This is a genomic window from Pseudomonas sp. MWU13-2105, assembly GCF_023242315.1.
Taxonomy (GTDB): Bacteria; Pseudomonadota; Gammaproteobacteria; order Pseudomonadales; family Pseudomonadaceae; genus Aquipseudomonas.
On record NZ_JALLIY010000017.1, the window covers coordinates 110,110 to 124,101 of the forward strand.

Below are 13,992 nucleotides of genomic sequence, written 5' to 3' on the forward strand. Positions count from 1 at the left end.
ATACGGGCTGATTAAGCGCCGTAAACCGGCAGCTTGGCGCAGATGGCCTTGACCTTCGCGCGAACGGCGTCGATCACCGCTTCGTTGTTCAGGTCAGCCAGGATGTCGCAGATCCAGCCGGCCAGTTCGCGGCATTCGGTTTCCTTGAAGCCACGGGTGGTGACCGCCGGGGTACCGAAACGCAGGCCGGAGGTGACGAACGGCGAGCGTGGGTCGTTCGGCACCGAGTTCTTGTTCACGGTGATGAAGGCCTTGCCCAGGGCCGCGTCGGCGTCTTTGCCGGAGATGTCCTGCTTGATCAGCGAGAGCAGGAACAGGTGGTTCTTGGTGCCACCGGAAACCACGTCGAAACCGCGTTCGATAAACACTTCGGCCATGGCCTGGGCGTTTTTCACCACTTGTTGCTGGTAGACCTTGAACTCAGGCTGCAGCGCTTCCTTGAAGCAGATCGCCTTGGCCGCGATCACGTGCTCCAGCGGGCCGCCCTGGGCGCCCGGGAATACCGCCGAGTTGAGCTTCTTCTCGATCTCGGCGTTGGCACGCGCGAGGATCAGGCCGCCCCGTGGACCGCGCAGGGTCTTGTGGGTGGTGGTGGTGACCACGTCGGCGAACGGTACCGGGTTCGGGTAGACGCCGGCGGCGACCAGGCCGGCCACGTGGGCCATGTCGACGAACAGGTAGGCGCCGACTTTGTCCGCGATGGCGCGGAAACGTGGGAAGTCGAGGATCTGCGAGTAGGCGGAGAAACCGGCGACGATCATTTTCGGCTTGTGCTCGACCGCCAGGCGCTCGACTTCGTCGTAGTCGATCAGGCCGTTGGCGTCGATGCCGTACTGCACGGCGTTGTACAGCTTGCCGGAGGAGGAGACGCTGGCGCCGTGGGTCAGGTGCCCGCCGTGGGCCAGGCTCATGCCCAGGATGGTGTCGCCGCCTTGCAGCAGGGCCAGGTAGACCGCCGAGTTGGCTTGGGAGCCGGCGTGCGGCTGGACGTTGGCGTAATCGGCGCCGAACAGTTCCTTGGCGCGGTCGATGGCCAGCTGTTCAACCACGTCGACGTATTCGCAGCCGCCGTAGTAACGCTTGCCTGGATAGCCTTCGGCGTACTTGTTGGTCAGGACCGAACCCTGGGCTTCCATCACCGCGGGGCTGGTGTAGTTTTCCGAGGCGATCAGCTCGATGTGCTCTTCCTGGCGCTGAGCTTCTTGCTCCATGGCGGCAAAGAGATCGGCGTCGTACTTGGCAATAGTCAAATCACGGCTGAACATGGCGGTCCTCAAGGATCGGGGGCAGAAAAGAAGCCATTCTAACCCAATGGCTTTTATCTGGCATATGAAAGGGCGTCATGTCGCGGATAAGCGGCGCTCATTTGGGATAGGTGGCGCCTGAACTGGCCAGGCGCCAGAGGGGCTCAATCGAACATGAACAGCGCATCGTTGCTGAACTGCGCTTCAAAACGATTGGGCGCCATCGGCCGGCCGAACAGGTAGCCCTGCACTTCGTCGCAGCCATGCTCGCGCAGGAAGTCGAGCTGCTCGTGGGTTTCCACGCCTTCGGCGATCACCGCCAGGTTCAGGCTGTGGGCCATGGCGATGATCGCCCGGGCGATCTGCGCGTCCTGCTCGCCCGACGGCAGGCCGTCGACGAAGGTGCGGTCGATCTTCAGCACATCGATGGGGAACTGCTTGAGGTAGTTCAGCGACGAGTAACCGGTGCCGAAGTCGTCCACGGCGATGCTCAGCCCGAGGTTCTTCAGCCCGGCGAGGATCAGCATGGCTTCGCTGACTTCGCGCATCAGGATACTTTCGGTCAGTTCCAGCTCCAGGCAGGCCGGCGACACACCGGTCTCCTTGAGAATGTTGGCGATCCGCGTGCCCAACTGGCCGTCGGAGAACTGCCGCGCCGAGATATTCACCGAGACCTTGGGCACCCGCACCTTGGCCAGGTGCCAGGCCTTGAGCTGGCGGCAGGCTTCGGCCAGCACCCAGTCACCGACGTCCACCACCAGCCCGAGCTCTTCGAGTACTGGAATGAAGTCCGCCGGCGGTACCAGCCCGCGGCGTGGATGGCGCCAGCGCAGCAGGGCCTCGGCACCGGTCAGGCGTTTGCCGTCGCCGCTGAACTGCGGTTGGTAATACAGGACGAATTCGTTCTGTTCCAGGGCATGGCGCAGGTCGCTTTCCAGTTCCAGGCGTTCCAGGGCACTGGCGTTCATGTCGGCCTGGTAGAACTGGAAGTTGTTCTTGCCGCGTTCCTTGGCGTGGTACATCGCGGTGTCGGCGTTTTTCATCAGCTGGCTGAGCTCGCTGCCATCCTGCGGGCTCAGGGCGATGCCGATACTGGCGGTGACGAAGAACTCGCGACCCTCGAGCACGAACGGCGTCACCAGGCTGGTAAGAATCTGCTCGGCGACATTGATGGCCCGGTTCAAGGCCATTTCCCGGGTGGCCCGCGGTTGCAGCAGGAGGGTGAACTCGTCGCCGCCCATGCGCGCCACGGTGTCGTCGTCGGCCACGCAGGCCAGCAGGCGGGTGGCCATTTCCTTGAGCATGCGGTCGCCGGCGGCGTGGCCCAGGGAGTCGTTGATCGGCTTGAAGCGGTCCAGGTCGAGGAACATCAGCACCACCCAGGACTTCTGCCGCTCGGCTTGTTGCAGCGCGGTATGCAGGCGGTCCTGGAACAGGGTGCGGTTGGGCAGGTGGGTCAGGGCGTCATAGTAGGCCAGGCGGTGAATCCGTTGCTCACTGGCCTTGCGCTCGCTGATGTCGGTAAAGAAGCACACATAGCTGGCCAGGTCGCCTTCATCGTCGAGCACTGCGGTGATACCGACCCAGGCCGGGTAGTGCTCGCCATTGCGGCGCTTGAGCCAGACTTCACCTTCCCAGGTGTTGTGCTGCTCCAGTTGCTTGAGCACATAACGCAGGTGGGCTTCCTGCTGGTTGTCGACGGTCAGCAGGTTCGGCAGTTGGTCCAGCACATCGGCCACGGCGTAGCCGCTGACCCGGCTGAATGCCTCGTTGGCCTGGACGATGTAGCCGGCCGGATCGGTGATCAGGATCGCCGAGGTCGAGTGCTCGAAAACCGTGGCCGCCATGCGCAGGTCTTTTTCCGCGCGGCGTTGCTGGCTGATGTCGCGACCGACACCGAGGATCCCCTCGAAGGCGCCGTGTTCGTCCCAGACCAGCACCAGGCGCAGTTCGATGGGGATCTTGCGTCCGTCGGCTTTCAGGCAATCGAACAGGAACAGCTGGGTCTGCACCTGCTCGCGCAACTCGGCCAGGGCCTCGGGCTTGTCCAGTGCCTTGCTGACCCGCTCCATCAGCAGGTAAATGCCCGTGAGTTGCTGCGGGTTGGCTATGGTCGACTGCCAGCCGTGCTGGAACACCCAGTCGACTTCGTAGCCGAGCACAGCCTGGACCGACGGGCTGACATAGTTCAGGTTCAACTGGCTGTCGGTGGAGAAAATCACGTCGCTGATGCTTTCTGCGAGCATCCGGTAGCGTTTCTCGCTGTCGCGCAGGGACTCGCTGGCCTCGATCTGGTCGGTGACGTCCTTGGCCACGCCGATGATTCGCGTGACCTGGTCGTACTTGTCCCGGGCCAGGGCTTGTTCGCGGACCTCGAAGTGGCGCCAGTGTTCGTCGCGATGACGGAAACGCAACTGGCACTGGAGCAACTGGCTGTAACCGGCATGACGCTGCTGCTGGCGCAGGCGGTGGTAGTGCTCGGCGTCTTCGGGGTGCAGCAGGATCTCCCAGAAGTACTCGCCCATCTGGTGCAGTTCGGTCTTGTTGTAGCCCAGGGTCTGGCCCAGGTGGTGGTTGCTGAAGATCATCCGCTGGCTGATCACATCCTGCACATACAGGTGATCCGGCACGGTACGGACCACGTCGGACCAGAAGCCCTCGCGCTCCAGCAACGACAGTTCGATCAGCTTGCGGCTGGTGATATCGGTGATGCTGAGGATCACCGCCTGGTAGTCGCCAGGGTCTTCCGGCAGTCGCAGCACCAGCCACAGATGCTGATCCTGGCCGTGGGCGTCGGTCAGCTTGATCTCCAGCTCCAGCTGGCTCTGGTGGTTGAGCAGTGCTTCGACCAGCGGGTAGCCGATACCGGCGGCATTGCTCGGCGAACCTTCGATCAGGCTGCCCCAGGCGCTTTCGCGGCAGTCGACATTGAGCAGGCGCAAGGCCACCAGGTTGACCTCGGTGACCCGCAGTTCCTGCAGCAGCAGCCGGCGGTGCTCGGGGTCATGGGCGATCCAGTGCTTGAGCGATTCACTGTCCAGCAGGCGATGCTGTTCGAGGAAACCCGGCAGCCCGGAGAGGTCGAGGACGCACAGTGCAACGCCGGTGCCCTCGAAAATATCCTGGTAGCGCCGGCGTCCTTCCGTGACCTGGCGCTGGCGTCGGCGCATGTTGAGCAGCGCCAATACCGGCAGCAGCGACAAGCCCAGGCCCAGCAGGCACTTGCCGATCAGGGCCGGGAGCAGGTCTTCGATCACCTTGCGCGGGTCGAACAGGCCGCGCAGTTGCCAGTCGCTGTTGGACAGGGGCGCGACCAGTACGCTGTTGGCTTCTTCGTCGGCGCTCAGCAGCGTGGGCGTGGGCGCGATGTCATCGTCACGGCTGATTACCAGGTGATTGTTGCGGTTCTCGATCAGCCAGCTCGCGCCCGGTTCCGGGTTGCCCTGGCGGGTGAGATCCTGGAACAGCCGGGGCGACAGGCGCAGGACCCAGTAGCCGTTGCTCTCGCCGCTGGCCTGCTGCAACAGCAGGTGCACCGCCGAGCCGTGATCGTCATTGGTGAAGTAGTAGGCCTGCTTGCGGTTGCTGTGCTTGACCTGTTCGGCGAGGAAGGCGGCATCGCGGCTGTCGCTGGCGCTGTCACTGATCAACGCGCCCTTGTCGTCGAGCAGGGCGATGCTCTGCAGGTCCGGCATCGACACGCGCACCCGGCCGAGCAGGGCCTGCAGTTCTTCACGGTTGTTGGGTTTCTCGAAGATCGGTAGTAAATTGAGGGCGATCTGCGCGTTCAACGCCATGTTCAAACTGACGCGCTCGGCCATGTCGGCGCTGGAATCGATGCTGTTCTGGCGCTGCAGCTGGCGGGTTTGCTGGAATTGATCGATCAGTTGCCAAAACAGCAGGGCGAGCAGGAACAGCACCAGCGTGGCCAGTATGCCTTTGAGTGTCCCGCGCAGGGGCGGAGATGACGCAGGGCTGGCTGCGCGCGCGGACGATGGCGGATTGGCGTTGGTCAAACTGTGATCCTGCGGTTGGGCTGGATTGGCGCGACATGCACTATAAGCCGGACGCCCGAAGGGCGGCTAGCATGCCTTGAGTTGTGGCAAAGTGCCAGTCCCGTTCGACCGAGCGGTTTGCCCTGTCTGCCGCATTCAGGTAGTTTTACCGGTTACGCGCCAGCAATTCACGCTCCCTATTCAGGGTATCGACCGGTGCGGCCATGGATTGACCTCTTGGCTGGCACACGGCCTGTTCACTGCGGGTACCGCTCGCGCCTTTATTCATCCGTCACTGACGCTAGGTTCTCCATGGCTCAATACGTCTTTACCATGCATCGGCTGAGCAAAGTTGTTCCGCCGAAGCGGGAAATCCTGAAAAACATCTCCCTGTCGTTTTTCCCGGGCGCCAAGATCGGCGTGCTCGGCTTGAACGGTTCGGGTAAATCCACCTTGCTGAAGATCATGGCAGGTGTCGACACCGAATTCGACGGTGAGGCCCGGCCGATGCCCGAGCTGAATGTCGGCTACCTGCCCCAGGAGCCGCAGCTCGATCCAAGCAAGACCGTGCGTGAAGTGGTCGAGGAAGCAGTCAGCGTGATCAAGGACGCCCAGGCGCGCCTGGATGAAGTCTACGCCGCCTATGCCGACCCGGACGCCGATTTCGACAAGCTGGCCGCTGAACAGGCCAAGCTCGAGGCAATCCTGCAGGCCAGCGACGGGCACAACCTGGAGCGCCAGCTGGAAGTCGCCGCCGATGCGCTGCGCCTGCCGGCCTGGGACGCCAGGGTCGAACACCTGTCCGGTGGTGAAAAGCGTCGCGTGGCCCTGTGCCGCCTGCTGCTGTCGGCCCCGGACATGCTGCTGCTCGACGAACCGACCAACCACCTGGATGCCGATTCCGTTGCCTGGCTGGAGCACTTCCTGCACGACTTCCCGGGCACCGTGGTGGCGATTACCCACGATCGCTACTTCCTGGACAACGTCGCCGGCTGGATTCTCGAACTCGACCGCGGCGCTGGTATCCCGTACGAAGGCAACTACTCGGGCTGGCTGGAAGCCAAGTCCGATCGTCTGGCCGCCGAATCCAAGCAGCAGTCGGCCCATGAAAAGGCCATGAAGGAAGAACTGGAGTGGGTGCGCAAAGGCGCCAAGGCCCGTCAGTCGAAATCCAAGGCCCGCCTGCAACGCTTCGAGGAAATGCAGTCGCAGGAATTCCAGAAGCGCAGCGAGACCAACGAGATCTACATCCCGGCCGGTCCGCGCCTGGGTGACAAGGTCATCGAGTTCAAGAACGTCAGCAAGGGTTATGGCGACCGCGTGTTGATCGACAACCTGTCGTTCAGCATGCCCAAGGGCGCGATTGTCGGCGTGATCGGTGGTAACGGTGCCGGTAAGTCGACCTTGTTCCGCATGCTGATGGGCAAGGAAACCCCTGACTCGGGTAGCATCGAAGTCGGTGAAACCGTGCAGTTGGCCTGTGTCGACCAGAGCCGTGACGACCTCGACGGCAGCAAGACGGTGTTCCAGCAGATTTCCGACGGTTCCGACCAGATCCGTATCGGCAACTATGAGATTCCGTCGCGTACCTATGTCGGTCGCTTCAACTTCAAGGGCGGCGACCAGCAGAAGTTCGTCAAGGACCTGTCCGGTGGTGAGCGTGGGCGCTTGCATCTGGCTCTGACCCTGAAAGAGGGCGGCAACGTCCTGCTGCTCGACGAACCGTCCAACGACCTCGACGTGGAAACCCTGCGTTCCCTGGAAGAAGCCCTGCTGGACTTCCCGGGCGCGGCGATTGTGATCTCCCACGATCGCTGGTTCCTCGACCGGGTGGCCACGCACATCCTGGCGTATGAAGACGATTCGCAAGCGGTGTTCTTCGAAGGCAACTACACCGAGTACGAAGCCGATCGCAAGAAGCGTCTCGGTGACGCTGCGGCCCAGCCGCACCGTGTACGGCACAAGAAACTGGCCTGATCGGGTCGGTGGTTGAAAAGCGGAGCCCCTCGGGGCTCACGCCTGTCGGTTAAGAGCGATCTTGAGTCTGAGCGATATTTGTGGCGAGCGGGCTTGCCCGCGCTGGGCTGCAAAGCAGCCCTGAAGCCTGCGACTGCGTTCTGCCTGACACAATGAAGTCACTGACTTGAGGGGCGCTTCGCGCCCCAGCGCGGGCGAGCCCGCTCGCCACAAGACCGCGCTACGCCTCAAATGCCCTTAACGGAATGGCATCATGTCCTTCGGGGCTCTGTTTTTTATTGCGTGCCGCTAAGCCGGTTCGATCCGCACAATCTCGATCGACTGATCCCCGGCAGGTCGTTTCCACAGCACCTCATCGCCCAGGCGCGCGCCCAGCAACGCCCGGCCCAGGGGCGAGCCCCAATTGACCAAACCGCGAGGGGCATCCGCCTCGTCCTCGCCGACCAACTGCACCTGTTGTTCTTCATCCTGTTCGTTGGCGAAGGTCACGCGACTGCCGATCTGCACCACCTCGCTGGAGGTCGCCGGCGCGGCGAGCTGGGCGCTGGACAGGCGTTGATTGAAGTAGCGCAGGTCGCGCTCGATATCGGCCTGGCGCTGTTTGTCGGCCGCCTCGCCCAGGGCGCTTTGCTGGCCGTATTCGGCTTGTAGCGCCGCGACACGCGCGTGCAATTGCGCCAGGCCCCGTGGGGTGACGTAATTGGGCTGGGTACTGACCTGGCGCTCCACCGGCTGTTCGGCCTGGGCGGCGGCGTTGTCCTCGTTGACGAAGGCGCGGCTCATGCTGCTCTCCCGTGCATGGGTATCGGTGCATGCTCGCAGGGTTTGAGTTTGCCGGTATATCCGTAAGCGACCTGTGGTGGTTGGATCCGCACCGTGTCGGCTTTTCGAGCGGGGCTCAAGGTTCGCTGATTCGGGCCTGGAGCGGGGGCAATGAGCGGTTTGTGAACCCGGGTGGTAAATTTTTCGGCCGGCGGTCGTTCTTTTTTATTGTAGGGTCATGCGACACCGGGCGCTCTACGCCGGGTGTTTCAGCCCAGCGCCGGCGCGTGGGGAACGATGGCGGTCAAAGAAAGCGAGTGTTGTGTATGAGTTGTTTCAAAACCCAGGGCGTGGGTGTCGGCCTGACCTTGTCCGCCTGTGTCGCCGTGGGCGAGCCATTACCTGAGAGTTCCTTGCTGGGCCGTTATGGCGTAACGCCGGAGCAGTTGCCAGTGGTGACTCAGGTGCAGACGCCTGACGAGAAGTCGCCCAGCCTGTTTCAGTTGCGGCCCGAGGTGCCGCTGGTGGATATCCACTTCGGCGAGCGGACGGCGCCGGAGGAGGTGGGCAATATCACCATCGACAATATGGCCCGGCGCGATTACGAGCGCTGCCTGCGACGGCATGACGAGTTGCTGCTGCGCGAGTCGGGGCGGCCGAGTCCAGGGTGTGAGTAGCGTCCGCTGGCAGCCCGCGTGGAATACAAAATGCTGCCTGGGCATGGCCGCCTGGAGCCAGCTTGCTGGCGATGAGGTCCTTGAGGCAGGCGCCGCTCAATAGTGATACCACTTCACTTCCAGCATCACCTCGTTCTCCGGTGTCGCCAGCTTGCTGAACTCGCGCTGGGCGCTTAACCGCAGGCCCAGGTTGCGCGACAGCTCCCATTGCTGGTTGAGGCTCAGGCTGCGGCGGACTTCGCCATTGGTGAAGTAGTCACCCTTGGCTTCCAGGCTCAGGTTACCCAGCGGGTTTTTCCATAGCAGGCCGCTGTCGAACCCCGCCGCCGGCGAAACAATCGCCGCGAAGTCGGCATTGTGCTCGACCCGCACGGTGCCCAAGGCAAAGCCCAGCACATCGTCGCCCAATTGCCAGGTGCCTCCCGCGCCGCCATTCACATGGCTGACCAGGGTCTGGTCGTCGTGCCGCCCCGGCACCCGTTCCAGGCCGCCGGTGACTTGCCATGACCAGGGCTGCAACAGCGCATTACGCGGCGTCAGCGAGCGGATGGTCGCCAGATCCAGTTGCTGCAACTGCCAGTGGTTACCTTCGTACTGGCGCAGTTTCGTCTGCAGGATTTCGATCTGCGCACCGAGGGGAAAACTCTCGGCATTGTCGTTGAGGTCGTGATAAGCCATGCGCAAGCCGTACTCGCCGAACGTCCGGCTGCCCCGGCTGCCGATCCCGGCCTGCCAGGTACGTGATTCATGGCCATTTTCCGGCAGGCCCGGACGCTCGATCCGCAGCTCCGGCGGCGGGTTCTGGTTGATCGCCCGCAGCAGTTCGAAGCTGCGTTGGGCTTGCGCCGGATCACGCTCCTGGCCATTGGCCCGGTAGCGCTCCAGCCGATAGGCGGCGTCGATGATCAGCGCCTGGCGAGCCTTGGGCAGTTGCCTGAAACCGCTCGACTGCAGTTGCCGCGCATCGGCACTGACTTGCAGTACCCATTGCTGTTCTTGCGGATTCAATGGTTTGGCCCGCTCCAGCAGCTCGCGCTCGCGGGACGGCCGGTAATCGATCCTTTCCACCAGTCCGGCGTCCTTCACCGCCTTGACGGTGTCGGTGGGAATCGCCGTCAGCGGAAACTGTTCGGTCAGGTGCAGGCTCGGGCGCGCCACCTGCAAGAGCTCCAGCAGGCGATAGGAGCAGTTTTCATCGAAAAAGAAGTAGTCGAACTGGATCTGTTTCAACTCCCAGACATGCTCGACCATGCGCCGGGTTTCTTCGGGCGTCAGGTTCAGTCGGTATTCCCACAGGTCGCGGTTTTCCAGGCTGCGGTATTCGGCGAGCTTCTGCTGGTAGGGCACCAGGGCGAACAGGCCCGGGTAACCGCCCGCCAGGCCTTTCCAGGCATAGAGGATGCTGTTGTCGGAACCTTCGATGTAGGCGCCGAAGTTGATCGCGTAGCTGAGCAGGGCGGTCTGGTTGCGCTGCACGTCGGCCTGGTCGATGCGTAGCAAGGTATGGCCGAACATCGACGACGGGCTGTTCAGGTAGGCCGCCGGGAAGATCATCACCGTGCTGTGGGGCGCGACATCCTTGAACCACTGGTTGAATTCCGTGCACTCGGGGGCGGGCAGGTCCGTCAGCTGCAGTTGTGCCTTGAGCCAGCGCGTGCGGGCCGGATAGACGCACTGGGCGTGCCGGTTGCCGAGGCTGGCTGGGGCATAAAGGGCGTCGAGGGTGGCTTGCAGCTCCGCGTCCGGGTGATGGGCACCATCGGCCGCGAGGAAAAATTTTTTGTCACTGACATAACTGCGCCAGCCGCCGAGCTTGGCCGACTCGTAATGGCCGAGGGAAATCCAGAACGGGTCATGGGCCAATTGCTGCAAACGCTGGGCGTCGAGGTGCGGTGCGGCATACAGCGGGGCGCAAGCACAGAGCGCCAGGTAGGCAAGGCGTTTGAGCATGGTCGGCAACTGTTGTCAGACGAAAGAAGGCAACATACACAAAGCCCGCCCCGGAGGGGCGGGCGGGGCGGACTCAGGCCTGGGTCGCGTACTTGGCCAGGCGCGGATCACTTTTCAGGACCGCGAGGGTATTGGTATGCACGTCGTCGGCAGTCACATCAGCCTTGCTGAAGATCTGCTGGAAGTGCTCGTGGGTGACGGCCGCGAAATGCTCACGGTCTTCCGGGGCTACGCCAAGGACCACGGCGTAGGTGGTCAGGGCTTCGCCCTGGCCCTTGGCCATGTCTTCGGAGAGTTCGTTCATCATGCCGTTCATGGCGATCCAGGAGCGGCCGCCATAGGTCAGTGAGTCACGGGTGGAGCAACCGTTGGTACCGGAGGTCATGCCGAAGGTGGCGTTGCCGGAGGTGCCGTTGGTGGTGGATGCCAGGATGTGGGCGGGAGTGCCGCGCTGGCCCTTGAACAGCATATTACCCCAGCCGCAATCCGGCCCGCCTGGCGACTCGGCCATGGCATTGAGGGAGACAACCGTGAAGAGAGTACCCAGAAGAATCCGTTTCATAGCTTTGTTCTCTTTATGTGCGTGCCAATGACAAGGGGATCTGGCCTGGTTCAGCGCCAGTAGGCTGGTTATCGATCCAGCCTCGCACGTTGGAGTTTAGGCAGGTTCCAAGGGTTCCATTGTTTTTTCCGTTGGTGAATAAAGCTGGAGGTTTGTAGTCCCTGTCTGAGGACTTTTGTCACGGCGTAGCGATTCAGCCATCGCTCGCCTTGCCAGTCAGGCATGGCGAGCGCCAGAATGCTTTCATCTGCCCCGCCTGATGTAAGGAAGACCGATGCCTGATTCTGTTGCTGCCAGCTTGCGACTAGCGCCCGAAGCGCTGACCCGTCCTTTTTCCGCTGAACAGTTCAGCTTCTCTACCACCAATGATCTGGAGCCTTTTCGCGGTGTGCTTGGCCAGGAACGCGCGGTTGAAGCCTTGCAGTTCGGCGTGGCGATGCCACGCCCCGGTTACAACGTGTTTGTCATGGGCGAGCCCGGCACCGGGCGTTTTTCGTTCGTCAAACGCTATCTGAAAGCTGAAGGCAAACGCCTACAGACCCCGTCCGACTGGGTCTATGTCAATAATTTCGACGAACCTCGCGAGCCACGGGCGCTGGAGCTGCCTGCGGGCGAGGCGGGGGCTTTCATCGCCGATATCAACGGCTTGATCGACAACCTGCTGGCGACTTTTCCTGCTGTGTTCGAGCACCCGTCCTACCAGCAGAAGAAGAGCGCCATCGACCGCGCCTTCAACCAGCGTTATGACCGCGCCCTGGATGTGATCGAGCGCCTGGCGCTGGAGAAGGAAGTCGCGCTGTATCGCGACAGCACCAATATCGCCTTTACCCCGATGAGCGAAGGCAAGGCCCTGGATGAGGCGGAGTTCGCCCAGTTGCCGGAAGCCGAGCGTGAACGTTTCCATACCGATATCGCCGACCTGGAGGAGCGCCTCAACGAGGAGCTCGCCAGCCTGCCGCAATGGAAGCGTGAATCGAGCAATCAGTTGCGCCAGTTGAACGAAGAAACCATCACCCTGGCCCTGCAACCCCTGCTGGCGCCGTTGTCGGAAAAATACGCGGAGAACGCGGCGGTTTGCGGTTACCTGCAAGCCATGCAGGTCTATCTGCTGAAAACCGTGGTCGAGCAGTTGGTCGACGACAGCAAGACCGACGCCGTGGCCCGCAAGCTACTGGAAGAGCAGTACGCGCCGAGCCTGGTGGTGGGGCAACCGCTCAATGGCGGTGCGCCGGTGGTCTTCGAACCGCACCCGACCTACGACAACCTGTTCGGCCGCATCGAATACAGCACTGACCAGGGCGCGCTCTACACCACCTATCGACAGTTGCGTCCGGGTGCCTTGCATCGGGCCAACGGCGGCTTCCTGATTCTCGAAGCCGAAAAAATGCTCAGCGAGCCCTTTGTCTGGGATGCGCTCAAGCGCGCCCTGCAATCGCGCAAGCTGAAGATGGAATCGCCGCTTGGCGAACTGGGGCGCCTGGCCACCGTGACCCTGACGCCGCAGATGATCCCCTTGCAAGTCAAGGTCGTCATCATCGGTGCCCGCCAGTTGTACTACACGCTGCAGGACCTGGATCCGGACTTCCAGGAGATGTTCCGCGTGCTGGTGGACTTCGACGAAGACATTCCCATGGTCGACGAGAGCCTGGAACAGTTCGCCCAGTTGCTCAAGACCCGTACCTCGGAAGAAGGCATGGCGCCGCTGACCGCTGATGCGGTGGCGCGCCTGGCGACCTACAGCGCGCGCCTGGCCGAGCACCAGGGGCGTCTGTCGGCACGGATCGGCGATCTGTTCCAGTTGGTCAGCGAGGCGGATTTCATTCGCCACCTGGCCAATGACGACATGACCGACGCCGGCCATATCGAACGGGCGCTCAAGGCCAAGGCCACCCGCACCGGACGGGTCTCGGCGCGGATTCTCGACGACATGCTGGCGGGGATCATCCTGATCGACACCGCGGGCGCCGCGGTGGGCAAGTGCAACGGGCTGACGGTGCTGGAGGTCGGCGATTCGGCCTTCGGCGTACCGGCGCGGATCTCCGCCACGGTGTATCCGGGCGGCAGCGGGATCGTCGATATCGAGCGCGAGGTCAACCTCGGCCAGCCGATCCACTCCAAAGGCGTGATGATCCTCACCGGTTACCTGGGCAGCCGTTATGCCCAGGAATTCCCCCTGGCGATTTCCGCGAGCATCGCCCTGGAGCAGTCCTACGGTTATGTCGACGGCGACAGCGCCTCCCTGGGCGAGGCTTGCACGCTGATTTCGGCGCTGTCGAAAACCCCGCTCAAGCAGTGTTTCGCCATTACCGGCTCGATCAACCAGTTCGGCGAAGTGCAGGCGGTGGGCGGGGTCAACGAAAAGATCGAGGGCTTCTTCCGACTCTGCGAGGCCCGTGGCCTGACCGGTGAGCAAGGGGCGATCATTCCCCAGGCGAACGTCGCCACCCTGATGCTCGATGAGCGGGTATTGCAGGCGGTACGCGCCGGTCAGTTTCACGTGTATGCGGTGCGCCAGGCCGATGAGGCGCTGAGCCTGCTGGTGGGTGAGCCGGCCGGTGAACCGGATGCCGATGGGCAATTCCCGGAAGGCAGCGTCAACGCGCGAGTGGTGGAGCGCCTGCGGGTGATCGCCGAGATGATCAGCGAGGATGACCTCAAGGAAGCGGAGAAGGAGGCGGCCGAGCAGGCGTTGGCGGAGGTCAAGCCGTCCTGAGGATATAAGGGCCGCGGGAGTCAAGGCTTTGGCGCATGCCAACTTGGCGCCCGTTGGTCCTGCAAATGCTTGCTGCCTGTGGATTTATTCTATTCTCTGGGCAAGGACCTCC

8 protein-coding genes are annotated in these 13,992 nt (G+C 62.7%); 3 read left to right on the forward strand and 5 right to left on the reverse strand.

All coding sequences use genetic code 11. The annotated features are described in order from the left end of the window. Window positions 1-11: 11 nt before the first annotated feature. Together glyA and M5B96_RS23845 are read right to left on the reverse strand one after the other, a co-directional pair. Complete coding sequence (glyA, locus tag M5B96_RS23840; RefSeq protein ID WP_248799454.1) at window positions 12-1,265, reverse strand: serine hydroxymethyltransferase; 1,254 nt, start codon at window positions 1,263-1,265, stop codon at window positions 12-14. 143 nt (window positions 1,266-1,408) lie between these two features. Beyond that, window positions 1,409-5,260: a bifunctional diguanylate cyclase/phosphodiesterase gene (locus M5B96_RS23845; RefSeq protein ID WP_248799455.1), complete on the reverse strand. Its 3,852-nt coding sequence runs from the start codon at window positions 5,258-5,260 to the stop codon at window positions 1,409-1,411. Window positions 5,261-5,551: 291 nt separating this feature from the next. Between M5B96_RS23845 and ettA the strand changes: the two genes are divergently transcribed. Further along, complete coding sequence (gene ettA / locus M5B96_RS23850) at window positions 5,552-7,216, forward strand: energy-dependent translational throttle protein EttA (RefSeq protein WP_248799456.1); 1,665 nt, start codon at window positions 5,552-5,554, stop codon at window positions 7,214-7,216. A gap of 288 nt (window positions 7,217-7,504) precedes the next feature. Here ettA and M5B96_RS23855 read toward each other — a convergent pair whose 3' ends face one another. Then, complete coding sequence (locus M5B96_RS23855) at window positions 7,505-7,999, reverse strand: GreA/GreB family elongation factor (RefSeq protein ID WP_248799457.1); 495 nt, start codon at window positions 7,997-7,999, stop codon at window positions 7,505-7,507. Between the two features lie 305 nt (window positions 8,000-8,304). Between M5B96_RS23855 and M5B96_RS23860 the strand changes: the two genes are divergently transcribed. After that, complete coding sequence (locus M5B96_RS23860) at window positions 8,305-8,655, forward strand: hypothetical protein (protein ID WP_248799458.1); 351 nt, start codon at window positions 8,305-8,307, stop codon at window positions 8,653-8,655. A gap of 96 nt (window positions 8,656-8,751) precedes the next feature. Here the strand turns inward: M5B96_RS23860 and M5B96_RS23865 are convergent, their stop codons facing one another. After that, complete coding sequence (locus M5B96_RS23865; RefSeq protein WP_248799459.1) at window positions 8,752-10,605, reverse strand: DUF4105 domain-containing protein; 1,854 nt, start codon at window positions 10,603-10,605, stop codon at window positions 8,752-8,754. A gap of 73 nt (window positions 10,606-10,678) precedes the next feature. Then, complete coding sequence (locus tag M5B96_RS23870) at window positions 10,679-11,167, reverse strand: DUF3015 domain-containing protein (protein WP_248799460.1); 489 nt, start codon at window positions 11,165-11,167, stop codon at window positions 10,679-10,681. Window positions 11,168-11,441: 274 nt separating this feature from the next. On the opposite strand from M5B96_RS23870, the gene M5B96_RS23875 reads away from it, so the two are divergent. Beyond that, window positions 11,442-13,880: a Lon protease family protein gene (locus M5B96_RS23875; protein ID WP_248799461.1), complete on the forward strand. Its 2,439-nt coding sequence runs from the start codon at window positions 11,442-11,444 to the stop codon at window positions 13,878-13,880. Window positions 13,881-13,992 lie beyond the last annotated feature (112 nt).